A 23,572-nucleotide genomic window follows, 5' to 3' on the forward strand; every position below is an offset into this window, starting at 1 on the left:
GCGTTTTGATGAGTAGTTTAATCATTCCTAAAAAATCGCGTCGAATTATTCCAGGCTTTCATTTATCTCTTGGGTATACGATGCTATACGTTAGTTTACTAGTGTTACTACCACTTTCAATGATTTTCATTCATACCATGTCCTTAAGCTGGTCAGCATTTATCGATATCATTACAGATTCTCGTGCTGTTGCTTCCTATAAAGTGAGCTTCAGCACTGCGCTGATCGCAGGCTTACTAAATGTGATTTTCGGTACGATTATTGCATGGGTACTCGTTCGCTATCAATTTCCCTTTAAACGAATCATTGATGGGCTTGTAGACTTACCCTTTGCATTACCTACTGCTGTCGCTGGTATTGCTTTAACATCTCTCTATGCGCCAAATGGTTGGATCGGTCAATTTTTTGATTTTAAAATTGCCTTTACACCTCTTGGCATCATTATTGCTTTAACCTTTATCGGGCTACCCTTTGTTGTACGTACGGTCCAGCCTGTCTTACAAAATATTAGTGCTGAGGTCGAGGAAGCTTCGGCAAGCCTTGGTGCTAATCGTTTACAAACCTTTCGTAAAGTCATCTTACCAGAGCTAGTACCAGCTATTTTAACTGGCTTTTCCTTGGCCTTTGCTCGTGCTTTAGGTGAATATGGCTCCGTTGTTTTTATTGCAGGAAATATGCCGATGAAAACGGAAATTACCCCATTAATTATTATGACAAAGCTTGAGCAATATGATTATGCGGGGGCAACAGCGATAGCTGTTGTCATGCTTGTGACATCCTTTATCTTGTTGTTCACCATTAACTTGATACAATGGCTAGCCAATCGTCGGTTTGTACATTAGGAGGTACTATATGGAACAATCAACTTTTATTCAGCAGGCTAGTACAGAAAAAAATAAAGCAGCCACACAGTCTGCTGCCCTACAGGAACCTCGTATTATTCGCTATACGTTAATATTTATTGCTTTAGCTTTTTTAGCTTTCTTTATCGTACTACCTTTAGTATCTATTTTTATTACAGCCTTTCAAAAAGGAGCCGACGTTTACTTTGCTGCGATTACACATCCAGATGCATTAGCTGCTATTAAGCTTACGTTAATCGTCGTAGCTATTACTGTACCACTCAATGCGATCTTCGGCGTAATGGCTGCATGGGCACTCACAAAGTTTAATTTTAAAGGGAAAAATCTATTACTCACCATGGTAGATTTACCTTTTGCCGTTTCCCCTGTTATCGCAGGTTTAGTGTTTATTTTATTGTTTGGCTCACAGGGACTGTTTGGTGAGTGGTTGTTTGCACATGATATTAAAATTGTTTTTGCACTTCCTGGCATTGTCCTTGCTACAATTTTCGTCACATTGCCCTTTGTTGCACGAGAATTAATACCGCTGATGCAGACACAAGGCACATCTGAGGAGGAAGCGTCCATTTCATTAGGGGCAAGTGGCTTTAAAACCTTTTGGTATGTCACGTTACCCAATATTAAATGGGGATTGTTCTATGGTTTGATTTTATGTAATGCACGAGCCATTGGAGAATTCGGGGCTGTCTCTGTTGTATCCGGCCATATCCGTGGCATGACTAATACGATGCCGCTTCATATTGAAATTCTCTACAATGAATATCAATTTGCAGCAGCCTTTGCAGTTGCTTCCTTAATGAGCGTTATGGCCATCTTTACATTAATTGTGAAAGACATTATTGCTTGGAAATCAAAATCTAGTTAAAAGGAGATGGTCTCAATGAGTATACAAATTCAAAACGTATCCAAAAAATATGGTTCCTTTCAGGCACTAGAGGATATATCCATACATATTCAGTCTGGGGAGCTAGTAGCACTGCTTGGCCCTTCTGGATCAGGAAAAACCTCTTTGTTACGTGTGATTGCTGGGCTTGAAACAAGTGATGTCGGCAACATTTTATTTGATGGGCAATCCATAACAGATCGACACCCAAAGGAACGCAATGTGGGCTTTGTCTTTCAACATTATGCGCTTTTTCGTCATATGACGGTCTTTGACAATGTAGCTTATGGGCTGAAGGTCCGCCCTCGAAAAAGCAGACCTTCAAAACAAGAAATCAAAGATAAAGTGATGGAGTTATTGCGACTTGTGAAACTTGAAAATTTCTCTGATCGGTATCCAACGCAGCTTTCAGGTGGACAACGACAACGTGTAGCACTGGCAAGAGCGCTTGCCGTAGAGCCAAAGGTACTGTTACTAGATGAACCATTTGGAGCTCTGGATGCAAAAGTACGTAAGGAGTTACGTCGCTGGCTCCGAAAGTTACACGATGAATTTCATATTACAAGTATTTTTGTCACTCATGACCAAGAGGAAGCTCTCGATGTTGCAGATCGCATTGTCGTTATGAACAATGGCAAAATCGAGCAAATTGGCAGTCCAGACGAGGTCTATACAAATCCAAAAAGTCCATTTGTCTATGACTTCTTGGGCAATGTCAATCTATTTAAGGGTCGCTTACATAATGGTAAGCTCATGCATGGCGAAGTTGCACTTGATGTACCTGATGCCCTAACACATTCAGATGACAATGCGATAGGCTATGTACGTCCTCATGATATTCAGATTGAGAAAACAAGTATTTCAGGTACAGTTCCTGTTAAAATCAGCCATATTCATTTGCTAGGCCCTATCGTCCAAATTGAGCTACGCCGTGAGGATCTTGATGAATTTTTAGAGGCCGAGTTATCAAAAGAACAATATCATCTTCTTCAACTGAAAGTGGGCGACCAAGTATTTGTAAAGCCGAAACAATTAAAGGTGTTTATTCCTGAGGATTACTCCATTTAATGAATTGTCATATTAAGTGCAACACCTCTAAAATAAAAGAAGCCCATAACGACCTCGTGTAACATGTTAGTTACCACACAAACATCGGAGGAGGAATCGTTATGGGCTTTACCCATCACTTTATTATTCATTCGCATTAAGGAGGGTTATATCAAATACCACGATTTAGAGGGTTATTGGCAACTTACGAAATCAAGCAAAGCATGTAACAATGCCCTGACAGAAAGCTTATTTGCATAAATTTCCATATACAACTATAAAAAATTCAAAAAAGCGTTAGTAAACTCTATCCACTACTACAATCATGAACGAATACAAATAAAACTCAACGGAAAAATTCCAGTTGAGTTTCGAAGGGCTAAAAAGTTTTTAGGGGTCAGCTCAAGTTATGGTGTAGTGCCTGGTCCATCTAAAATAGCTACATTCTTATTCTTCCTCTCTTAAAAACCCTTCATCAACATAAATAACCCGGTTGACATATTCCTTTACATGAGGATCATGTGTTGCGATAACCACTGTCGTCTCATTTTCTTTATGAATCTGAGTGATCATTTTCATTACATCTTCAGCAGAAGACTTATCTAAGTTACCTGTAGGTTCATCGGCTAAAAGTAATTTCGGTTGATTAACAAGCGCCCTTGCAATTGCTACTCTTTGTTTCTGTCCCCCTGATAATTCATCAGGAAAAGCTCTATCTTTTCCTTCGAGACCAAGTTTTTTTAATAATTCAGTGATACGTGTCCTACGTTCCATGTTGGAAAGTTTCTCTTTTGCAAAGAGCATTGGCACCTCTACATTCTCATAGACAGTCATATCCTCAATCAATTTAAAATCTTGGAAGATAAAACCCACATATTTATTTCGTATGAAGGCATATTTATCATCACTTAATGTATTAATTTTATTTCCCTCAAGAGTAATCTCACCTGATGTTGGTCGGTCAACAAGTCCAATCATATTCAGCAATGTGCTCTTTCCAGAACCTGATCTACCATAAAAAGCGATAAAGTCTCCTTTATCAATCGTTAAATCCAAAGATTGAAATACGATTGACTCAATATTCCGTCCTTGATATGTTTTTTTTATATGGGCTAGTTCGATTAAATTCATAGCATGCTCCCTCCTTAATTCAACAAATGAACAACTAATTTAACGACCTAAAGATATTGATGGAATTGTCATAAGTAGCAATAGAATAACAATTAAACAGAAACTTATTAAAAAAGTAAGCATCCATGTAGTAAATGTTAGCCAAAGCACACCTGCCAAGATAAATAAAAGAAGTGCAATCATGTAAGAAGGTCCCATTAACAATAAGTTAGTGAATACAAAGATCTTTATTATATCCATCCTAGTAGCGCCAAAAAGCCGAAATAGCTGTAGCTTAGCAGTCTGGTATTGATTCTGCAGCAAGACAAAGCTAGTAATACAGATCATAATGAGTATGAAAGCAATGGTAATAAAGAATAGCAGCGATTTCGCATAAATTAAATTGATTTCTGTTTGTTGCTCTTTTGTATTAATTACCTGCCGAACATCATAGTTAGAGATTGGATTCAGTTTAGAGAGCTCAGCATCTAAAGTATTAACATGTATTTCCTCATCTTCTACCCCTACAACATACACCCATATATCCTGTAGATTTTTTTCTTCAATAGGAAGAATCTGTGCATGAGGCTGAATTGAATCATATAAAAGAAAATATTGAAGGTATTCCCTCGCTTGCCTTTGATCATTATCAGACACTAACTTTTCAATAACATCATTTACATAAATTTTTTGCGAGTCACCCTCTTGATTCGGGCTTAAAGAAATGATACCGATCTTACCAGTAAATTTGTGTTCTAACCAATCGAGTTGTTCTTGGGTCCAATCATCGGTCAAGCCAGAGTTTGAATTAGGTTTGAATGTAGGCATAATCATCCAAACATCTTTGCCAATTTGCTCTCTAAGAACTTGCATTTGATCTTGATTCTTGAAAAGGAAACTAACTAAAATGAAGACGAGCAAAAACATAACTAAAAATTGAATGCGTATTAACCATGTCATTTTTCTATTACGATTAAGCATTTTTGATGCAATTCTCCACAAATCCCTCATCATTAAACCTCACTTAAATACATTTCTTTTCAATTTATGAAGGGTTAACTCCACTGATAGGAGGATCATTGTCATCACAATTATTGCAATAGCTAAGATCACAACTACATCTATTCGGAAAGTTATACCTTCTAGACTAACAGCATGTGCAATAGCCCAATAGCCAATTGCAGCAGTTAGAAGCGATACGATTGTCATGCTCGCTGTTTCAGTATACAAATAAGACCTTAAGTTACCGCGAGTAGCACCTAGCAAAAACAATATATTCCACTTATCGCGCTCCTTAATGAGCTTAAAGCTGTATAGCTGAATAAAACTAAGAACCGAGTAGAGAACTAAAAAAACCGTAACCAGACTTGCTACTAAGATGAAGAACATAATACCCTGGTATCTCGACTGAGCAATTGGTTCCCGTTCTACTGGTCCATACGGTTTTAATTCTTCTAACACTATTGATGTGGAATCCTTATCAATCTCTAATGAACCTACCCGAACCCCGTCAATCTTGTTATATGCCTGCTCGAAATCTGCATGGGGAATATAAACACGGTCAACTAAACTTACTTGCTCCACACCAATAACGGTATAGACTTTCTTATTAATTTCAATGAACTCACCAACAACGCTCTCAGCACTGCGATTGGGGAACACTTTTTTGGCTGCATTAACAGTCAAAACTGTCTCACCTTCCCTTAACTGCTCAAAGGGAAAACCATAGAAATAGGGATAGTCTTCATTAACACCCCATAACGGCAAAACAACAACGTGCGATCCGAATTTCACCTGATCATCAGTCGTAGCGAAATAGGAAAATCGCTGAACCTTTGACTCTGCTCGCCACTCCCTTTCAAGTTTAGCCAAAGTACTGAGTGAAACCGGATATGTTAGCATAATTGTTGTTGTTCCGTTTTCCCTCTCCACTTGCTCCCGTACTGTATGATAGCTTCCATTCAAAAAAGAAAATATGACAGTAACTAGCATAAGTGAAATTGCCATTTGTAAGGTTAGAACTGTCATAACCGTTTTATTTCGTAGCATTGATTTATACAATAGCTTTATGTACATTTGAAGTTTCATTCACATTCCCCTTAATCACATATATAAATAGGATATGAAGCAGTTATTTTCTCATCAACTATTAGCTCTATCGTATAATTCCCGCATTTTGTTATTACAGCCTTCATAGGTGTACTGAAATCTACCCCTTGAACTTGTTCTGGAATACGTCTATTATAAAGAATAACTTTTTCTGTGTGAGCAAAACGCCTTTTTGCACTATCCTTTAATTGCAGTTCAACCTCATAGGTTTTGGCAGGCTCAATGTTAAACAGTTTGATGAACACATAAAATTCGATTACTTTTGGCATAGTTGAAATATCTAATCTATTAATAACACGCCCTAAAATATGACAAGACTCTTCTTTATTAAATTCAATACTATCACAACAAAGTAATTGTGAATTCATTTAGACATCTCCCCTTTTCGAAAATTGAGAATCCATATTTTTGATATAGAATAATATATCACTTGACACATTGATAATCCCTTGATTTAGCAGTAAACCTTGATTGTTATAAATCCTAATAGCAGGAGTTTCATAAACATGAAAATATTCAGCCATATTTGAATTAGTCATTGTCAATACTGGAAAAGTCCAACCAAAATATTTTACCATTTCATAGTTATCTTCAACTTCGCCATTTGTTATTAAGACCAAATCCAGCCCATGTTGCAAAAGCCCCTCTATATCTGGAAGTAACTCAATACACCTTTTACAATATAGAGAGACAAAGACGAATAAAACTTCTTTTTCTCTAAAAGCATTGTTCAGCTCTAGCAAAGCACCGTCAAAATTATACAAATTAATGTTAGGCAGTTTATCCATATGTAATCGCCCTTTCTCTTTCTTCTAAATGCAATATACTTGATTGTTTCTCCCAAATTCTTTTATAAACTCCACTCTCGTTACGAAGTAGCTCCTTATGGGTCCCTGATTCTTCAATTCGCCCATCTTTCATAAGAATTATAAAATCTGCATTATTTGTTATATTTATACGATGTGTTATAACAATAACTGTCTTACTTTTGTCAAAAAATATATCTTCCAAATAGTTCATTTCACTTTCAGGGTCAATTGCAGCAGTAGGCTCATCTAATAATAAGAAATTAGATTCATTATAATATCCTCTTGCTAAAACTAGTTTTTGCCACTGACCACCAGATAAATTAACTGATCCTTTTGTTAGATATCCTAGCCGTGTTGTTAAACCATCGGGTAAAATATGCAAATCTTTAAAGCCTGCTCGATGGATTGCTTTTAGTAATTTTTCACTATCCTCATTATCCTCATCTCTACCAAAAGTAATATTTTCCTTAACAGTTAGCATGTACTTTGTGAAATCCTGAAATGCTACAAACATATTTTTATATAGTGTTGATTTATTTATACAATGTTGACTTGCTCCATCATAAAAAATTGTATTCTCAGGAGCTTCGTATAAACCAGCGATCAGCTTAAGTAATGTTGATTTTCCTGAACCATTCTCACCTAATATGACTACCTTCTGCCCCTTCTTTATTTTCAGATTTATATTATCTAACGAATTTCTAATAGAGTTAGGATATCTAAAAGAAAGGTTTTTAATCTCTATTTCGTTATTAAATTGAAAGGCAGATTTTTGTTCATTGTCGTTTTCAACGTCTATCTCTTTTCTAATAAACTTTTGAAAATCTTGAATATAAAAAGTGTCCTCAACACCTTGAACTATATTTCTAATTAGAGTAGTCATACTACTATCTGCTAAGTTCAATGCCAAAGTTAATGCAAAATAATCTCCGAGAGTTAGTCTATTTTCACTCAGCAAAACTATAATCATTATGACAACAGCCGCTAGACTTATTTGTGAAAATAAATGTTGACCTAAATTGTTTTTGACTTTTATCAAGTGGAGTTTTCTTCTAAGATTCTGTACCTGATAGTTGACATCATTCCACTTTTTAAGAAGAAAATCATTAATTCCATACACTTTCAGCTCTTTTTGCGTAGGTACGTTGGTCAATAAATTATAAAAATATTGAGGCTCACGCTCATGTTCTTGCAAATCTCTAGTGAGCTCCACTTTTTTGTTAACTATTTTTGATATAATTATCGCTTTAAATAAAGCAATGGCACCAACAGATAACCCTAAATATAAAGAATACTGGAATAAAAAAAGCAATGTAGTAACAGATGTAAGAATACTTTCGCCCATTTGTATAAATCCGCGAAAATACCCAAAATACATCGTTACACCTCTGGAAGCAATACTCAACTCAGATTGAAAAACTGAATGTTCCTTCTCACGTAAGCTGATTCTTTGAGTAGCTTTAATCAATTTTTCCTGATTTAATAATGATATTTTAAAAGCATACTCTTCATACTTTAATTCCTGATAATCGGCAATTATATTTTTAACTAGATTAAGTAGTGTAATAAGTAAGAATATTAGAACACTCAACTTAAATTGGGTATTATTTAAGCTATTAATAAGCCACTTAGAAGTATGTATATTAGCTAGAGCAGCAAGGGAGAAAAACAAGCTAAATAATACCCCCATCACTACAATTCCTTTTTTGTAATGGTAAATATCTCTTACTACTTTTATAGTTGTCCAAATATATGTTAAAATAATTTTATAGTACCTCATTATAATAAACCTCAAGTAATGGACTTATTGCTTTTTTTAAACTTTCAATAGAATCAAAAGGGCGTCCGGATACTATCTGCCCATCTGAATTAATCCCTAAGGCATACGGAACACCTGGTATTCCAAGCTGACGTATAATATGGAAAATATTAGCGCGTACTATTTCTACTTGATTAAGAAATAGACGTTGTTGTTCTACATCCTCTTTTGTACCATCTGTAAATAGGATATACTGGAATTCAGGATAAAGTTTAGTTAGCAATTGAATTGAATCAATTTTACACACGCTACAAGAAACACTAATTATGAAGATAACTGACCCTTTTTCACTTATGTTGAAGCAAAATGCATTGTCAATCGGGTCTTCATCAACTTGCAAATCTTGGGGAACATAACTCCCAACTTCAAACTGAGTTATAGGATTACTTTTTAAAAACTTTAAATGAGAACTCAATTTGTTAATCTCACTCATAAATATCTGCTCCTTTCTCTAACCGTCATAAGAAAATCAGCTAGGCATAATTATATGCCTAGCTACAGGTTTGCTAGTATCTTATACTTACAAATTCCCTTCTTTTTCACCATGCATAAATGTTTTAGCAACAAGTATTCATATCTCTAGTATGAGAGTAGTAATCAGAAGTTGTTCCAGTACTATTGTCTTTACATACATCGTAAAGATGTTCTACATTTGAACGAGTACTATCCAAAGGATACCAAGTACACCAACCGTTATTTACGCACAAAACTACCCCTTTACTAGCAACTTTCATTGTTCCAGAAGGACATGCCATAGTTATCACCTCCTTTCAATTACAAAGTACTTTTATAATTTATTTCAAAAAATGAAATTATTAACTTTTTAAATAATCACAAACCATTTAATGCATTTTCTATTTGTAAAAACTCTTTAATAAATTTTATTTCAAGAATTTTAACTCCTTTTTTAACCAATATGAAGCTATCATTCTTTACACTGAACCATTCTTTTAATTCAATATGAGGAATTACAAGATGTTGTGCCCATTGCTTTTTTTGCAAAGAAGCATACCATAACGGTGCTTCTAAAACTATTATCATTGGTCTACAAGTATTTTCACCTAATATCCTCGCTATTTCTTCAAAGAAGGCTGTTTCCATTGATAAATATAAAACTGGGTAGCCCTCGTCCACTTCTACAAATCCTTCTTCTTTCAATCTTCTAAGTAATTGATACTTTTTTTCGTATGTTTTTTGATTCAATTTTTGCCTCACCACAAACAGTAAAGCAGATAATAATATTAATAGCATCAAAGCAATCATAATATTGTCATTCCCTTATCTTTGCTTTTTATAATACCTTGAACAAATTCCATACATAGGATGAAAATGATTATTGATAGAAGAAAAATCAAACTTGTTTGAATTGTGTCGTTTCTTTCAGGTAAAAAGGCTCTAATGACAGCAAGTACAATAAAACAAATATTTCTGGTTAAAGGCATACGATTTAACCATTCTATTTTCCCAAAACAGTGACATTTGCTAGTACCTTGTTTTCTTTTTTTATACAATTGAGCAAAACAAAAACAAGTAAATAAAACAACTGCTCCTATACTGCTAGCCATAACATATTTACCTAAGACAAACATTATAGCTAAACTTCCTTCGATCCCTAAAACGACTCCTAAGATAATACCCGTATAATGAAATCGGATTAAGCCGTATGAGAATATATCATAACGAGCATTATTATAGTCTATAACTTTCATGTATAGTGCAGTTAAGAGAATAAATGCTAATCCAACATCAAGCACATAAACCATTTCAATTCTAACTCCCTATTTATTAAATATTTTACTGAAAATGAATGCTTCTATAAATCTTGACATATCCATAATTAATTTGCTCTATTACATGTCAAAGAATTTTTTCAACACGTACCTCCTTCAGCATATAAGTTCATCACCAAAATTTAGGTTAAGACTATTTTAAAATCTAGTAGATATTTGGCTAAAACAGCTCATAGTGTGCCTTCTAGAAAGCACATATTGGAGTGCTTAATATAATTTCAAATAATGGTAAAAAATAATTTGATTTACTAAATCATAACAAAATATAATAAAAAAAAAATCCGTAAATCCCGCCATGTTTTTGCGGGATTTACCTATTCAATGATATACAGTAATAATAATATTTTACTATTGCTTATTTTTATAGTATTATAATAGGGAAAAATTTGATTATTAGTGAGGTTTTTGGAAATGAATCAAAAATTATGGGAAGTTATTCAATTATTTAAGAAAAAAAAAGAGCTTACTATAGAGGATTGGATCTACGCAGAATCAGTACTAGAGCCAGAGGTATTTCAATTATTAACATTACAACGTGATGGAAAGATGGTTATAGGCTCACCAGGTTGGAAATAGATATGCGTACTACTATTCAATTTATTATTAAAGATATCTTACTTACCAGTGGCTTAGAGTATGATATCCAAAAGCTTACTTTACAATTATTACATCAAAGTGGGAAAATATTTAGTCAAAATAAAGAGGATTTTACTTGGGGAGAATTTTCTTACTATGTATTCTCTCTCTTAACTGAAACTGAAGTATCACATACTACAAAAATGAAACAAGCTGCTGGGATTGAATTATTAATGCTGGCTACAGATTTATTTGACGATGTTATAGATCATGACAACAGTTTAGACACTCCTATAGCCAAACCCCAATTATTAATGCTTGGAAATTTATTACTAGTGGAGGCATTGCATTTGCTAATGCCAAATACTGCTTCCTCTACATCAGATCGATTTGCTATTATTCACCGCTATTTACGCACTGCTGGTAATGGGCAATGGCTAGATTTCCATCTTACTATGGAACATCCAGCAGCAACAGAGGAGCAGTATTTTCATATTGTCCAACAAAAGTCTTGTTCATTTCTACAACTTATATTTGAATTACATAGTTCAACTGTTCCATCTCCTATTTTGCAAGAAATCGCTATTTATATTGGTTACGGCTTACAACTTCAAAATGATATATGCGATATTTTTGCTGATCATAAAAGTGATTTACTTCACCAAAAAGCTACACTTCCTTTAATTAAAGCCGTACAGCATAGTAATACATATGATCATGGTTGGTTATTGAAACAGCTACAATTAATCCGTAGTCAAGATGTAGCTACAAAGCATTTAACTACAATTAGAGAGTATATATATCAAACAGGAGCTATTGACTACTGCTCTATTTTAGCAAAATATTATACAAAAAAAGCTAAATCATTATTACAACACTATTTTAATGATAAATCACCCTATATAAAACAGATTATTCACTTAATAGATTAAAGGAGAATTCATTATATTGTATCAGCGTATTTTATTATTTCTTGTCTTGTCTAGTCTTTGGATTTTCGCAGTTATCCGCACACAACCTTTTCATCTAGTCAATGCACAAATCCATCGAAATGACTACCTTAATGCGATATTGCTTATTTTATATAATCATTCAACAAATTTTATTGGTCTATTATTTTTATGCATTGGCTTTTACGCTTATCTAAAAAAGCCTAAAGCTGTGATCGTTCAACGTTTTTTTCAATTGATGTGTATCACTGGTATAGCCATAACTTATGCTAAACTATCAAGTTATCAAATTCAGATTGCATCTTCCATTGAAACATTGGCAATTAGTCTAGCACCTTTTTTTCTTATGCATTTTTTTGAATACTTTCCTATCCCTAAAGCAAGAAATCATTTATCATTCTTTAAATGGTTAACTTTAATAATAGCGATAGCGATTACTATTTTAGACATAGTTCTATTAACACCTTGGGCGGCAACTCTTATACCGATTATGATCATTCTCAATATTTTGATTTCCATTATATTATGTAGCTATTTTCTTAGTAGACAATGGTTGTCACATACAAAATGGGTGCAGAATCAATTGCGTATATTGGTCATTAGCCTTGTCCTATCTTTTACACCTGTTTTAATAAGTATGATTCAACTCTCTATTTTCCATCTTCCAAGTGTGCCCTATGAATTTTCGATTATTTCCATTACTCTGTTCCCTATTACACTTGCTTATTTATTAACAAAACAGGAAATTATAAATTTCAGTTACCTTATCAGACAACTATTTCCTGTATTTTTAGCCTGTCTGATCACATCTGCTATCTTAATAGGATTATTACAATTTTCTACTCAACAGTTCACAGCCTTTATCGTTGGCGGAGGAATATTTACATTTTTTTATAAATTATTTAAACACATCGAAGAAAAGCAGATGGTGGCAAAGCTTCAAGCCATCCAGCAAGAAAAACAGCATATTTTCAACCAAATGAATTCAGAAGCATTTTTGCCCATCTGTGCTAAACGTATTGCACAATTACTTCATAAAATGTTTGATGTAGAAGGTGTATGTATCATATGGTCACAGCCTACTCCAGCAATTCTTTATGATTCAGGCTTATTTCAACATTCTCCAACAGCTCAGCAAGATATACAATACTACCTACAACAACAGCAAAATCATGCTGAAATTTTGAAACAATCACTTTACCACACACTGCCGCTAAGGAATGGTACAGAAATTAACGGTATTATTATTGTAGGTCGCAAAAGTAATTTCACTAAATGGGAAAAAGAGGAACTAACATTACTAAAAAATATTCATGTAGAGGCAGTACAATTATTTGCTAGTGCACTAACCATCCAAAAAATAGATAAAATTACACAGGAAGCACAACAAACCTCACAGCAACTTACAAACTATAATCGACAATTACTAGAGGCGATCGAGGAGGAGCGTAAACAATTATCTCTTTTTCTTCATGATGATGTTTTACAGCAACTATTATTAGTAGTACGTAAAATACAGATAGGTTCAGTTGACACAATCGAGCAGCCGTTAGTAGAAACTATTACAACTATTCGTACTATGTGTCATGATTTGCATCCAATAATGGTGGAAGATTTAGGGCTCGGTTTAAGTATCCAGTCCTTACAGCAAAAAATTCAACAACAACACGCTATTGATGTTCACCTAACATATGATATAGAAGATGAACGTATCCCCTCTTTTTTTGCAGTTCACTTATTTCGTATGCTAAAGGAGCTCCTCAATAATAGTATAAAACATGCAGAAGCAACACACATTCATATCGCTCTTTACGATAAACAGCATGAGCTAGTAATGGTTGTAGCTGATAATGGAAAGGGCTTTGCTATTCCTGAACAACAGACATTACATGCAGGGGAACACTTTGGATTGTTGACTATTCAAAAGAAGGTAGAGCAACTAGATGGGGAATTTATAATAGAATCCCAGTTCAACCAACATACAACCGCTACAATCACATTACCATTGAAATGGAGTGAACAGCATGTCCATTAAAGTATTATTAGTAGATGACCATTTATTATTAGTAGAAAGCCTAAAAACAATACTAGAAGCTGAGCCAACTATTCACGTAGTTGGTACGATCACTGACCCCTCGCAACTTTTAGAGGATATCTTATCATTACAGCCTGACGTACTCTTAATGGATATTCGCATCAAGACATATAATGGGCTAAACTTAACAAAAGCTATTATAAAAAGTATACCTACGATGCCGATTATTATCTTATCCGGCTACGATGATGATGCCTATATTCAAGCTGCACAAAATGCTGGAGCTAAAGCCTTTATAAAAAAAGAACAGTCTAATGAGGATTTAATTGCGACAGTGAAGAAGGTCTATGCGGGATATACCTTGTTTCCTTCCTTCGAAAAAACACTACTTACACCAAAAGAGCTAGAAGTTTTACAGCTTATTGTAGCAGAAAAAACAAGTGAAGTTATTAGTAAAGAGCTTTCTATTAGTAAGAGGACTGTAGAACATCATATTTCCTCTATACTACGAAAACTGGGTGTTCAATCACGTGTAGGTGCTGTTGTAAAAGCACTGGAACAAGGCTTAGTTAACAACACAGAAAAGCCGTAAGGAAAAGTAATACCTTCCTTACAGCTTTCGTCTAATCTATACTTTATTATTGTGCATGAAATTCTCTTCCATCATAAACAGCTGTGACATAGCCTGCACGAATGACAAAGTCTCCAAAATGCTCGCCCTCTAAACGATCCTTGGCAAAATGCAGAAGAATTGGACGTAGCTCTGCTAAAATTTCCTCTTCGCCAATATTTTCACGATAGATTTTATTTAATCGGTTGCCTGTAAAACTTGCGCCTAGATACATATTGTATTTTCCTGGTCCTTTACCAATAAAGCCGATTTCACCCATGGCTGCACGTGAACAGCCATTTGGACAGCCAGACATACGAATAACAATTTCTGTTTCATTTAATCCCGCTTCATCGATAATGGCATCTATTTTTGTAATAAGAGATGGTAAATAGCGTTCTGCTTCTGCCATGGCTAAGCCACATGTCGGTAACGAGACACAGGCAATGGAATTACGACGTAAAGCAGAGTAATGCGCACCGTCTGTTAGTTTGTATTGTTCAATAAGTGTATTAATTTTTTTCTTTTTCTGAGGTGTTACATTGCTAATCATTAAGTTTTGATTCGGTGTTAAACGAAAATCGCCCGTATGCACCTTGGCTATTTCACGTAATCCTGTTAACAACTGATAATCTTCAAAGTCTTTTAAACGACCATTTTGAATAAATAACGTATAATGCCAATGACCATCTGCCCCTTTAATCCAGCCAAATTCATCACCTGTACGTTCAAATGTATAGGGACGAGCCTGCTGAATTTCCCAGCCTAGACGACGCGTTAATTCTTCTTGGAACCATTCAAGTCCTCTCGCATCGATTGTGTATTTAAATCGTGCATTTTTACGGACAGAGCGATTCCCATAATCACGTTGGATCGTAATTATTTTTTCTGCAGTTTCCAGTAATTTATCTGGCGTTATAAAGCCAATTTCACGAGCAAGCTGTGGGTAGGTTTCATGATCACCATGCGTCATGCCCATGCCTCCACCAACCGCTACATTAAAGCCAATAAGCTGATTATCTTCAACGATGGCAATCAGTCCAATATCTTGCGAAAAAACATCCACATCATTACTTGGTGGAATCGCAATCCCAATTTTAAATTTCCGTGGCAAATATTGCGCTCCGTAAATCGGTTCAATTTCTACATCCTGACTATCTACTACCTTTTCTCCATCCAACCACAATTCATGATAAGCACGTGTTCGTGGCAGTAAATGCTCACTTAGTTTAGCAGACCAATTATAAACCTCTTCATGTAATGCAGATTGATTGGGATTGACATTACACATCACATTACGGTTTACATCCCCACAGGCCGCAAGAGAATCCAATAGCACGTCATTGATTTCCTGCATATATTTTTTGACATTCCATTTTAAAATGCCATGTACTTGAAATGCTTGACGTGTTGTTAATTTTAAAGAGCCATTGCCATACTTTCTAGCCATTTCATCCATCACGAGCCATTGTTCTGGTGTGGCTGCTCCACCTGGTGTTCGTACACGCACCATAAATTGATAAGCCGGTTCTAGCTTTTGTCGCTGACGTTCATTACGAAGATCTCGATCATCCTGTAAGTAACTACCATGGAATTTCATTAAGCGATTATCATCCTCTGGAATACCAGAGCTTAATGGATTATTCATGGTACGTTCGAGCGTTCCACGTAGGTAATTACTTTCGGTCTTAATACGCTCTACATCACTTGGTTTCCCAGGCTGTGGAGGTAAAACTATTTTTTCTGTCATTCTTTATCGCTCCTTTAATCCATTACATCTAAGTTTATGGCGCATATCTGAGGCTGCGCTTGCTAGCAAAGATATAAGCTCCTGAATAGGAAAGGTTTTCTACCACTTCTATGGGAATTTGTGCTGAATTCAATTAATAAACGTCACGTTGGTAGCGTTTTTGCTGTTTTAATTCATTCACATAGGCTTTTGCTTCCTCTAGTGTTTTCTGCCCTTGCTGCTCAATGATTCGATGAATAGTTGCATCCACATCAGATGCCATTGATTTTTCGTCACCACATACATAAATGACTGCCCCCTGCTCTAGCCATTCATAAAAACTTGCCGCATTTTCTAGCAATTTATGTTGAACATAGACTTTTTTGTCAGTATCACGTGAAAAGGCTACATGCATGTGACTTAATGTGCCATCAGCAAGCCAACGTTGCCAATCCGTTTGATAGAGAAAATCCGTAACAAAATGCTGATCACCAAAGAGGAGCCATGCTTTCCCCTCAATCCCTAACTCTTCTCGCTCCTCTAGAAAAGCTCGATATGGTGCAACACCTGTGCCTGCACCAATCATAATAATTGGTGTTTCATTATTCTCTGGCAACCTGAAATTCGGGTTTTTATGAACATAGATTGGTAATGTATCACCAATTTGAATGCGTTCTGCCACACTTCCAGAGCAAACACCAAGACGTTGTCTACCAGCTGTCTCATAGCTTACCTTACCAATCGTTAAATGAACCTCTTCGCTATTGGCCTTTTGGCTACTAGCAATAGAATAAAGTCGCGCTGGAATTTTACGTAGCAACTCTACAAACTGCTGTGCACTCCAAGTAAATGGTGTAAACGCCTCTACTAGATCCAGTAAGTCTCTTCCTTTTGCATAGTCCTTCCATGCATTTGGTTCTTCAAATAGCTTAGAAAATTCTTTATGCTCTGTAAAAGCAGCAATTTTCTCGAGTAACGGCTTAGATAACACCGTAATTTCTAATTTTTTCTGTAGTGCATCTTTTATCGATATTGTTTCATCAAAAACAGTCACTTCTGTCTCTGAATCGAATTGAAGTGCTGTCAGCAATGCATTGACTAATTGCTCATCGTTCTCGGGCAGAATACCAATGCTATCTCCAGGTTCAAATTGGAAATTAGCTCCCTCAATAGATAATTCAAGATGACGCGTCTCTTTGTTTGAGCCACGACCATTTAGGTTCATATTTTCAAGTACTTCAGCGTAAAATGGATTTTTTCTTGAATATGTAGATGCTTCAAGTACTTGCGCGCCTTCATTCTGTGCTGAAGTAGACGTTCCTGAAGTTGTCTGCTGAAGAAATTCCTGTTGAACCACAGAAAACCACTGTGCAGCTGCGTCATCATAATCCACATCACAATCAATTCGGGGAGCCATTCTTGTTGCCCCTAATTTTGCAAATTGCTCATCGAAGTCCTTACCTGTCTTACAGAAAAATTCATAGGAGCTATCCCCTAAGGCAAGGACTGAATACTGTAGGTGCTCTAGTTTAGGCGCACGTTTGCTATGCAAAAATTCATAGAATTGTATCGCTTGATCTGGTGGATCTCCCTCTCCATGTGTACTCACAATAAGTAATAGATTGGTAATCTTTTTTAAATTACTTGCTTTAAATTTCCCTAATGATGAGACAGTTACATCTACCTGTTGTGTTTTTAAAGCTGCTGCATATTTTTCAGCTAACCCTTGACTATTGCCTGTTTGGGAACCATATAAAATTGTTATTGTTTTTGTAACAGGTTGGGCTGCTGGTGGTGCCTGTTCAACAATTGCTTCAAGAGTTGCTTGGGGTGCACTTAAGTAGCCGTTTAGCCAAATTTTTTGTTCAATGGTTAATTTAGGGAGAAGCTCGTTTAATAACTTCACCTGCTCTTCATTAAATGGACTGTTTATTACTTGCAATTTCAATCTTTGCCACCTCACGAATCATCATCATTTCATATTTTTAAAATTATCGAAGCCTTATTTTTTCCTTTTTTTCAATCTGAACCACGTAAGAATTTTGAACAATCAATGTAATTGATCCGTGGCTCACAGTATTTAACATTTGGCGGACATTATCTAATGCTAGATTTACATTCTCAGTCCTTTTATCTACCATTACGAAACACCTTCCTCTTTAAAATGTAGTAATTTATCAATACGTTCCACTAACACTTTTTTTACATTGGCGTCATAGCCTAAGCTTTCACATAACATGATGTTTTGGCTATCAAAGCCTTGTAATCGCTTGGCAATACTTTGTCTTAAAATGCCTGTAAATAATAAATAAGGGACAATAAAAACTTGCTGTTGCTTTCCTTTATCTTGCTGTAGCCAGTCTTCAAAGGTTGGTCCCATTCCATATAAGAAGCATGTATCAACTGCTTTATAGTGATATTTAGCACGTAGCCTTTTGGCAATTTTCGCTAAATCCCTCTTGACGGCTGGATCACTACTCCCACGTCCGATGAGTAAAACACTTGCATTGCTGTTAGGTTGCTGTTTTTCTATTATTCTAGCTTGTAACGTGTCAATTAATCGTTCATGTATGCCAAGGGGCTCCCCATATGTAAACTTTACATAGGGATATTGTTTTTGAGCTTTAGCCATTTCTTTCGGAATATCTTGCTTTGCGTGTTGAGCAGCTAGTAGTAGAATAGGCATCACGGCAATCGCTGTTGCTCCTTTTTGAATACAGCTAGCAATGCCTTCTGCAATAGTTGGTGTTGCAAGCTCCAAAAAGCATATTTCCTGAATGGCTACATCTACTTCTTGTTGAACACCTTGAAGAAAGGTTACGGCTTGCTCTACCCCTTCCTTAACACGACTGCCATGTGCAATATATAAAATAGCCTGCATGATTCCACAACCTTATCCCGTTATTTGGATTGGCTGCGCTGGGCTTTGCTCAAACCACTGAATGGTTTCTCTTAGGGTCACAACCTTCCCTACTAATATGATGCTAGGGTTTTGAATATTTTCTGTACGCACGATTTCCTCAATTGTAGCTAAAGTACCCGTAACAGTTCTTTGCTTGGTAGAAACTGTTCCCCAATGAATAACAGCCACAGGCGTTTGCTCATCACGACCATATTTGAGTAATTGTTGACGGATATACGGTAGATTACCAACCCCCATATAAATGGCAATCGTATCAATCCCTTTTGCAAGACTTTCCCAACGTATAGCATCTTCTTTCCCGTCCTGCATATGCCCAGTAACCATAGCAAAGCTTGAGCCTAAGTCACGATGTGTGACAGGAATACCTGCATATGCTGGGGCTGCTATACCTGACGTAATACCAGGTACAATTTCAAAGGGAATTTGATGCTTCGCTAACACATCTGCTTCCTCTGCCCCTCTTCCAAAAACAAATGGGTCTCCTCCTTTTAATCTTGTGACGACATATCCTTGCTGAGCATAATCAACAAGTGTTTGGTTAATTTGCTCCTGAATCATGGCATGTTGCTGTGGCAACTTCCCGCAAAAGATTAATTTAGCGTCTTTCTTGGCATAGGCTAATAGCTCTTTATTAATGAGTCTGTCATATAAAATGACGTCCGCACATTCAATACAACGTAATCCTTTGATCGTAATGAGGTCAACATCTCCAGGACCTGCACCGACGATATAAACTTTCCCCATTCTATTTCACTCCTTCTATCAATTACGCCTCATTGTTATGGCTTCCAGATTTTTTCGATTTTGCTCGAAAAGGCCCTCCCTATAGAAGCGAGATTCTTCTATACCCGACGCCCAGCTTTCGGTACAAAAAACATTTACTAAATGAAGATAAAGAAAAAAGGCCAATATTATCCTTAGGCACAAAAATGCCTATGAACAATAAAAGCCTCTAGTTTGCTAGTCAGCCACATATTTAATTCTTAGTAATATAATAAGAATAATAAATAATTTAGTATATTCTGTCAACACCAAATTTGCCACTTCGTAAGACACAATAAAAAACCAGCTGCCGATTTCAAGACCGACAACTGGTTGATCAGTTTATGTGCTTACCATGGTCTACGATAGCGCGGACCTGGTCTAAAATTTGGACCCGGTGGATATGGTCGATAGTTTGGATAATATGGATTGTAAGGATATTGATTAAATTGAGAGCCAAGGAAACTGCCTAAAAACCCACCAAAAAACGGTGCGCCAAATGGCCAAATAAAGCCGCCAAATCCTCCGCCTGGATAACCTCCGAAATTGCGCATATGCTACCTCCCCTTTTTACTCTATCGTATGTAGGAAGATACATCTATCATATGTAGAATGCCTATTCTATCGGGATTAGTGCATAAATCACAAAAAATCAGCGAGAATAAACTCTCGCTGATTGACAAGCTTTATTATTTTTCTTCCCCTAAACGTTGGACAAAATTCGCAAGCGTACGTACCATAACTCCTGTACCACCTTTAGGTCCTAAATCATGAACAGCTACTGCATCAGATGTGCCAGCAATATCTAGGTGAATCCACGGTGTATCACCAACGAATTCGCCTACAAAGCCTCCGCCGAAAATCATATGTCCATCACGACCTGGAGAGTTATTTAAATCAGCTACATCTGATTTACGAATTCGTTTTTTATCATTCTCTGTTAAAGGCATACGCCAAACAAATTCATCTGTCTCTTTTGCGGCTTCCATAAATGCTTCAAAAAACGCATCATCATTTGCAAGAGCACCTGTTTTATCCATACCTAGCGCAGTAATAACGCCTCCAGTTAAAGTCGCAACATCGATCAGTGATGTAGCCCCTTGCTGTTTAGCATATGTAGTTGCATCTGCCAGAACTAAACGCCCTTCTGCATCCGTATTTAATACTTCTACCGTTTTCCCACTGTACGTCGTAATCACATCATCTGGTTTAAATGCTGTATCAGACACCATATTATCTGTAGAACCGATAACGGCTACAACATTTTTATTTGGACGTAATTCACCGATAATTTTCATCGCACCAAGCACAGCAGCAGCGCCACCCATATCACCCTTCATACCAACCATGGAATCCTTTGGTTTTAAAGAATAGCCGCCTGTATCATACGTTACACCCTTACCAACAAGGCCAATCGGATCTTCAAAATCTTCAGTCGCTTTATATTTTAAGGTAATTAATCGTGGTTCTTCATAAGAGCCTTGGTTAACACTTAAAATACCACCCATACCTAGTTCCTCTAATTGGGCTTTACCTAAAATTTCTACTTCTAAATCATATTCCACAGCTAGAGATTGTGCATAATTAGCTAAATCCGTTGCTGTTAGTAGATTTGGCGGTAAATTAATTAAGCTACGAGCTTCATTGACAGCATCTGCATAAATTACACCTACTTCAAAGCTTGCTACAACCTCATCTAAATCCTCTGCTGTTGTCACAAGATGAACCGCATCAATACGTTTATCTACCTCGTTCGAAGTAGTTTTGTAATGTGGAACAGCATAATAGCCAAGGCCAATTCCTTCACCTGCTAAAAATGCTACATCTGCTGTTGAAATTGACTCTGTTGTAAATGATTCAACCCAAATGGAATACTCTTTCACTTTTAAAGATCTTAATTCTTTCCCTACTAAACCAAATGCTGCGCGAATATCACCTTCTGTTAGGTTTTTACGCTCATCCAAGCCTACAAATACAATACGTTTGAGGTTGGCATGGTCTTTCACAAATGGTAATTTTGTTAGTTTCTTTAATTCCGTTGAGACGTCCCCACCACTAATCCAAGTATCAATGGCCTCACCGTAAAATGATGAAAAGCTTGCCCAGTCCTGCATTTGTTCACGATGTTTTGTGACTCCCACCACTAATAGTTCAGTAGAAATCGTTTCAAATGTTTTTGCTTCTTTTACAATATGCATGTAAATTCCTCCATTCCATATACTATTATAACGAAGTTTCTGAAAAGCGCGTAATATTTGCCTATATCTTCTTTTAGAAAATAATGAATGTTATAATAAAAGCAATTATTTGCGAAGGTTGTGATGAAATTGAGTTTACTCCAAAATACCCCATTACTAATTGCCCTCTTTGCGGTTCTCTTTGCGCAGTTTGTTAAAATCCCCATCCATTTTTTAATGACCAGACAAGTAAAATGGGGCCTTTTTACCTCAACGGGCGGAATGCCTAGTTCTCACTCCGCTTCTGTCACTGGACTGGCAACCTCTATTGCGTATGAGACGGGTTTGGAATCCCCCATTTTTGCGGTAGCCGCTATGTTTTCCATTATCGTTATGTACGATGCCAGTGGTGTTCGTTACCAGGCAGGGCAGCATGCAGCGATATTAAATCAACTGCGTAAGGATTTCCAAACATTGCTCCATGATTTAAAAAAATGGCCACAGATGGATGGGCAAGAGAAAATGGAGGAATTAAAAACATTATTAGGCCATAAACGAAGTGAGGTATTTTTTGGGGCTCTCACGGGTATTTTTATCGCCATCATAACCTACGAGTTTTTCATCTAACAGACATAAACACATCCTCTAGAGGGAGGTTGTGTTTTTTTGTATAAAAAAAGTATTCTTCCTTCAATTGAAAGAAGAATACTAAGCACGTTAGAACATTCGATATCCACTTTTTCGTAAATAAATCATGACGATACCCGCCACAATAGAGCCCGCAAAGCCACCTGATAAAATAGCAATATCTACAAATTGAAGTGCCTGTAATTTATCGATTAATGCTGGGAAGGCAGAGCCTGGCTTAAAAATATAATCTAAGAAGCTTACTTCATCTACAATAAAGATGACAACAATTGGATACACAATTGCCATTAACCATGTCATACGTAACAGCATATTTAACAAGAATCCGATACCAAAGAACATGACGAAAAATAACAATATAGAAATGATTAACTGTACTAATGAAACTGGACCATCCATGTATGTATAACCTCCGTTTTCCTCTCATTAGTTTACATGATTACGACACCGCTTTCAATGAACATATCCTTGTTTTCGCTTGTTCGTCATATTTCGGAAAATCATTAATCGATCATCTGCAATTGATCTTTAAATTTAGGGGTATTTGCTTTCTTCGCGGGTATTTGCCCTCCTTCCGCGGGTATTCTCCCTCCTTCCGCGAGTATTCGCTTCTCCTTCGCGGGTATTCTCTATTTTCAAGTCAGATAAATGCTTTTTTCATCAAAAAAACTATTGAAGACAAGTGCTTATCTTCAATAGTTTCTACTATTTTATGAGGTTGATTGAGCTAAT

Annotated in this window: 27 protein-coding genes; 10 read left to right on the forward strand and 17 right to left on the reverse strand. The window is 36.3% G+C overall.

Features of this window, described 5'->3' with window-relative positions; translation table 11 throughout:
• Positions 1 to 8: 8 nt before the first annotated feature.
• The 5 genes from cysT to ACEVFT_RS21750 all read left to right on the forward strand — a co-directional run bounded on the left by cysT (position 9) and on the right by ACEVFT_RS21750 (position 3,258).
• The gene (cysT, locus tag ACEVFT_RS21730; protein WP_393951282.1) at positions 9 to 842 is read left to right on the forward strand and encodes a sulfate ABC transporter permease subunit CysT; all 834 of its coding nucleotides are present in this window, start codon (positions 9 to 11) and stop codon (positions 840 to 842) included.
• Between the two features lie 10 nt (positions 843 to 852).
• The gene (cysW, locus tag ACEVFT_RS21735) at positions 853 to 1,728 is read left to right on the forward strand and encodes a sulfate ABC transporter permease subunit CysW (protein WP_342441370.1); all 876 of its coding nucleotides are present in this window, start codon (positions 853 to 855) and stop codon (positions 1,726 to 1,728) included.
• A gap of 15 nt (positions 1,729 to 1,743) precedes the next feature.
• Positions 1,744 to 2,814: a sulfate/molybdate ABC transporter ATP-binding protein gene (locus ACEVFT_RS21740; RefSeq protein ID WP_205445210.1), complete on the forward strand. Its 1,071-nt coding sequence runs from the start codon at positions 1,744 to 1,746 to the stop codon at positions 2,812 to 2,814.
• Positions 2,815 to 2,877: 63 nt separating this feature from the next.
• Positions 2,878 to 3,054 carry a hypothetical protein gene (locus ACEVFT_RS21745; RefSeq protein WP_393951283.1) on the forward strand — a complete coding sequence of 59 codons (177 nt, stop codon included), beginning with the start codon at positions 2,878 to 2,880 and terminating at the stop codon, positions 3,052 to 3,054.
• 6 nt (positions 3,055 to 3,060) lie between these two features.
• Positions 3,061 to 3,258, forward strand: coding sequence for an IS3 family transposase (locus tag ACEVFT_RS21750; RefSeq protein WP_393951301.1), 198 nt, complete (start codon positions 3,061 to 3,063; stop codon positions 3,256 to 3,258).
• Here the strand turns inward: ACEVFT_RS21750 and ACEVFT_RS21755 are convergent.
• The 9 genes from ACEVFT_RS21755 to ACEVFT_RS21795 form a co-directional block, all read right to left on the reverse strand.
• On the reverse strand, positions 3,241 to 3,924 hold the full coding sequence (locus tag ACEVFT_RS21755; protein ID WP_393951284.1) for an ABC transporter ATP-binding protein: 684 nt from the start codon (positions 3,922 to 3,924) through the stop codon (positions 3,241 to 3,243). The genes ACEVFT_RS21750 and ACEVFT_RS21755 overlap by 18 nt on opposite strands.
• A 39-nt stretch (positions 3,925 to 3,963) precedes the next feature.
• Positions 3,964 to 4,914 (reverse strand): ABC transporter permease family protein, encoded by a 951-nt coding sequence (locus tag ACEVFT_RS21760; RefSeq protein WP_393951285.1) that lies wholly within the window; start codon positions 4,912 to 4,914, stop codon positions 3,964 to 3,966.
• A gap of 9 nt (positions 4,915 to 4,923) precedes the next feature.
• The gene (locus tag ACEVFT_RS21765) at positions 4,924 to 5,991 is read right to left on the reverse strand and encodes an ABC transporter permease (RefSeq protein ID WP_342441373.1); all 1,068 of its coding nucleotides are present in this window, start codon (positions 5,989 to 5,991) and stop codon (positions 4,924 to 4,926) included.
• Positions 5,992 to 6,002: 11 nt separating this feature from the next.
• Positions 6,003 to 6,380: a DUF6941 family protein gene (locus tag ACEVFT_RS21770; protein ID WP_342441374.1), complete on the reverse strand. Its 378-nt coding sequence runs from the start codon at positions 6,378 to 6,380 to the stop codon at positions 6,003 to 6,005.
• Positions 6,381 to 6,800, reverse strand: coding sequence for a peroxiredoxin family protein (locus tag ACEVFT_RS21775; RefSeq protein ID WP_342441375.1), 420 nt, complete (start codon positions 6,798 to 6,800; stop codon positions 6,381 to 6,383).
• Entirely contained in the window at positions 6,793 to 8,601 is a 1,809-nt protein-coding gene (locus ACEVFT_RS21780) for an ABC transporter ATP-binding protein (protein ID WP_393951286.1), read from the reverse strand. Before ACEVFT_RS21780 ends, ACEVFT_RS21775 begins: the two co-directional genes overlap by 8 nt.
• The gene (locus ACEVFT_RS21785) at positions 8,588 to 9,073 is read right to left on the reverse strand and encodes a hypothetical protein (RefSeq protein ID WP_342441377.1); all 486 of its coding nucleotides are present in this window, start codon (positions 9,071 to 9,073) and stop codon (positions 8,588 to 8,590) included. Before ACEVFT_RS21785 ends, ACEVFT_RS21780 begins: the two co-directional genes overlap by 14 nt.
• 398 nt (positions 9,074 to 9,471) lie before the next feature.
• Complete coding sequence (locus tag ACEVFT_RS21790) at positions 9,472 to 9,903, reverse strand: hypothetical protein (protein WP_393951287.1); 432 nt, start codon at positions 9,901 to 9,903, stop codon at positions 9,472 to 9,474.
• A complete protein-coding gene (locus ACEVFT_RS21795) occupies positions 9,900 to 10,403 on the reverse strand; it encodes a MauE/DoxX family redox-associated membrane protein (RefSeq protein ID WP_342441379.1) in 504 nt (167 codons plus the stop codon). The genes ACEVFT_RS21790 and ACEVFT_RS21795 overlap by 4 nt, the downstream gene beginning before the upstream one ends.
• 438 nt (positions 10,404 to 10,841) lie before the next feature.
• On the opposite strand from ACEVFT_RS21795, the gene ACEVFT_RS21800 reads away from it, so the two are divergent.
• From ACEVFT_RS21800 to ACEVFT_RS21815, 4 genes are read left to right on the forward strand one after another with little or no spacing between them, the layout of a single operon-like run.
• Positions 10,842 to 11,006 carry a hypothetical protein gene (locus tag ACEVFT_RS21800; RefSeq protein WP_342441380.1) on the forward strand — a complete coding sequence of 55 codons (165 nt, stop codon included), beginning with the start codon at positions 10,842 to 10,844 and terminating at the stop codon, positions 11,004 to 11,006.
• A 2-nt stretch (positions 11,007 to 11,008) separates the two neighbouring features.
• Positions 11,009 to 11,938 (forward strand): polyprenyl synthetase family protein, encoded by a 930-nt coding sequence (locus tag ACEVFT_RS21805; RefSeq protein WP_342441381.1) that lies wholly within the window; start codon positions 11,009 to 11,011, stop codon positions 11,936 to 11,938.
• Positions 11,939 to 11,954: 16 nt separating this feature from the next.
• Complete coding sequence (locus tag ACEVFT_RS21810) at positions 11,955 to 13,991, forward strand: sensor histidine kinase (RefSeq protein WP_393951288.1); 2,037 nt, start codon at positions 11,955 to 11,957, stop codon at positions 13,989 to 13,991.
• Complete coding sequence (locus ACEVFT_RS21815) at positions 13,981 to 14,583, forward strand: response regulator transcription factor (RefSeq protein WP_342441383.1); 603 nt, start codon at positions 13,981 to 13,983, stop codon at positions 14,581 to 14,583. Before ACEVFT_RS21810 ends, ACEVFT_RS21815 begins: the two co-directional genes overlap by 11 nt.
• A gap of 46 nt (positions 14,584 to 14,629) precedes the next feature.
• Here ACEVFT_RS21815 and cysI read toward each other — a convergent pair whose 3' ends face one another.
• The 7 genes from cysI to ACEVFT_RS21850 all read right to left on the reverse strand — a co-directional run bounded on the left by cysI (position 14,630) and on the right by ACEVFT_RS21850 (position 22,213).
• On the reverse strand, positions 14,630 to 16,351 hold the full coding sequence (cysI, locus tag ACEVFT_RS21820) for an assimilatory sulfite reductase (NADPH) hemoprotein subunit (protein ID WP_393951289.1): 1,722 nt from the start codon (positions 16,349 to 16,351) through the stop codon (positions 14,630 to 14,632).
• Positions 16,352 to 16,484: 133 nt separating this feature from the next.
• Positions 16,485 to 18,278, reverse strand: coding sequence for an assimilatory sulfite reductase (NADPH) flavoprotein subunit (locus ACEVFT_RS21825; RefSeq protein WP_393951290.1), 1,794 nt, complete (start codon positions 18,276 to 18,278; stop codon positions 16,485 to 16,487).
• Positions 18,279 to 18,321: 43 nt separating this feature from the next.
• Positions 18,322 to 18,471, reverse strand: a complete 150-nt coding sequence (locus tag ACEVFT_RS21830) for a YezD family protein (RefSeq protein WP_205445216.1) — start codon at positions 18,469 to 18,471, stop codon at positions 18,322 to 18,324.
• On the reverse strand, positions 18,471 to 19,211 hold the full coding sequence (locus ACEVFT_RS21835; RefSeq protein ID WP_393951291.1) for a sirohydrochlorin chelatase: 741 nt from the start codon (positions 19,209 to 19,211) through the stop codon (positions 18,471 to 18,473). The genes ACEVFT_RS21830 and ACEVFT_RS21835 overlap by 1 nt, the downstream gene beginning before the upstream one ends.
• A 12-nt stretch (positions 19,212 to 19,223) precedes the next feature.
• Entirely contained in the window at positions 19,224 to 19,997 is a 774-nt protein-coding gene (gene cobA, locus ACEVFT_RS21840) for a uroporphyrinogen-III C-methyltransferase (protein ID WP_342441387.1), read from the reverse strand.
• Positions 19,998 to 20,365: 368 nt separating this feature from the next.
• Positions 20,366 to 20,569 carry a uroporphyrin-III methyltransferase gene (locus tag ACEVFT_RS21845; RefSeq protein WP_205445221.1) on the reverse strand — a complete coding sequence of 68 codons (204 nt, stop codon included), beginning with the start codon at positions 20,567 to 20,569 and terminating at the stop codon, positions 20,366 to 20,368.
• Between the two features lie 135 nt (positions 20,570 to 20,704).
• A complete protein-coding gene (locus ACEVFT_RS21850; protein WP_393951292.1) occupies positions 20,705 to 22,213 on the reverse strand; it encodes a leucyl aminopeptidase in 1,509 nt (502 codons plus the stop codon).
• A 123-nt stretch (positions 22,214 to 22,336) separates the two neighbouring features.
• Between ACEVFT_RS21850 and ACEVFT_RS21855 the strand changes: the two genes are divergently transcribed.
• Complete coding sequence (locus ACEVFT_RS21855) at positions 22,337 to 22,819, forward strand: divergent PAP2 family protein (protein ID WP_342534803.1); 483 nt, start codon at positions 22,337 to 22,339, stop codon at positions 22,817 to 22,819.
• A 90-nt stretch (positions 22,820 to 22,909) separates the two neighbouring features.
• On the opposite strand, the gene ACEVFT_RS21860 is transcribed toward ACEVFT_RS21855, so the two are convergent.
• Positions 22,910 to 23,239, reverse strand: coding sequence for a YuiB family protein (locus tag ACEVFT_RS21860; RefSeq protein ID WP_004228336.1), 330 nt, complete (start codon positions 23,237 to 23,239; stop codon positions 22,910 to 22,912).
• Positions 23,240 to 23,572 lie beyond the last annotated feature (333 nt).

It is taken from the genome of Lysinibacillus sp. PWR01, from assembly GCF_043359455.1.
Classification (GTDB): Bacteria; Bacillota; Bacilli; order Bacillales_A; family Planococcaceae; genus Lysinibacillus; species Lysinibacillus fusiformis_F.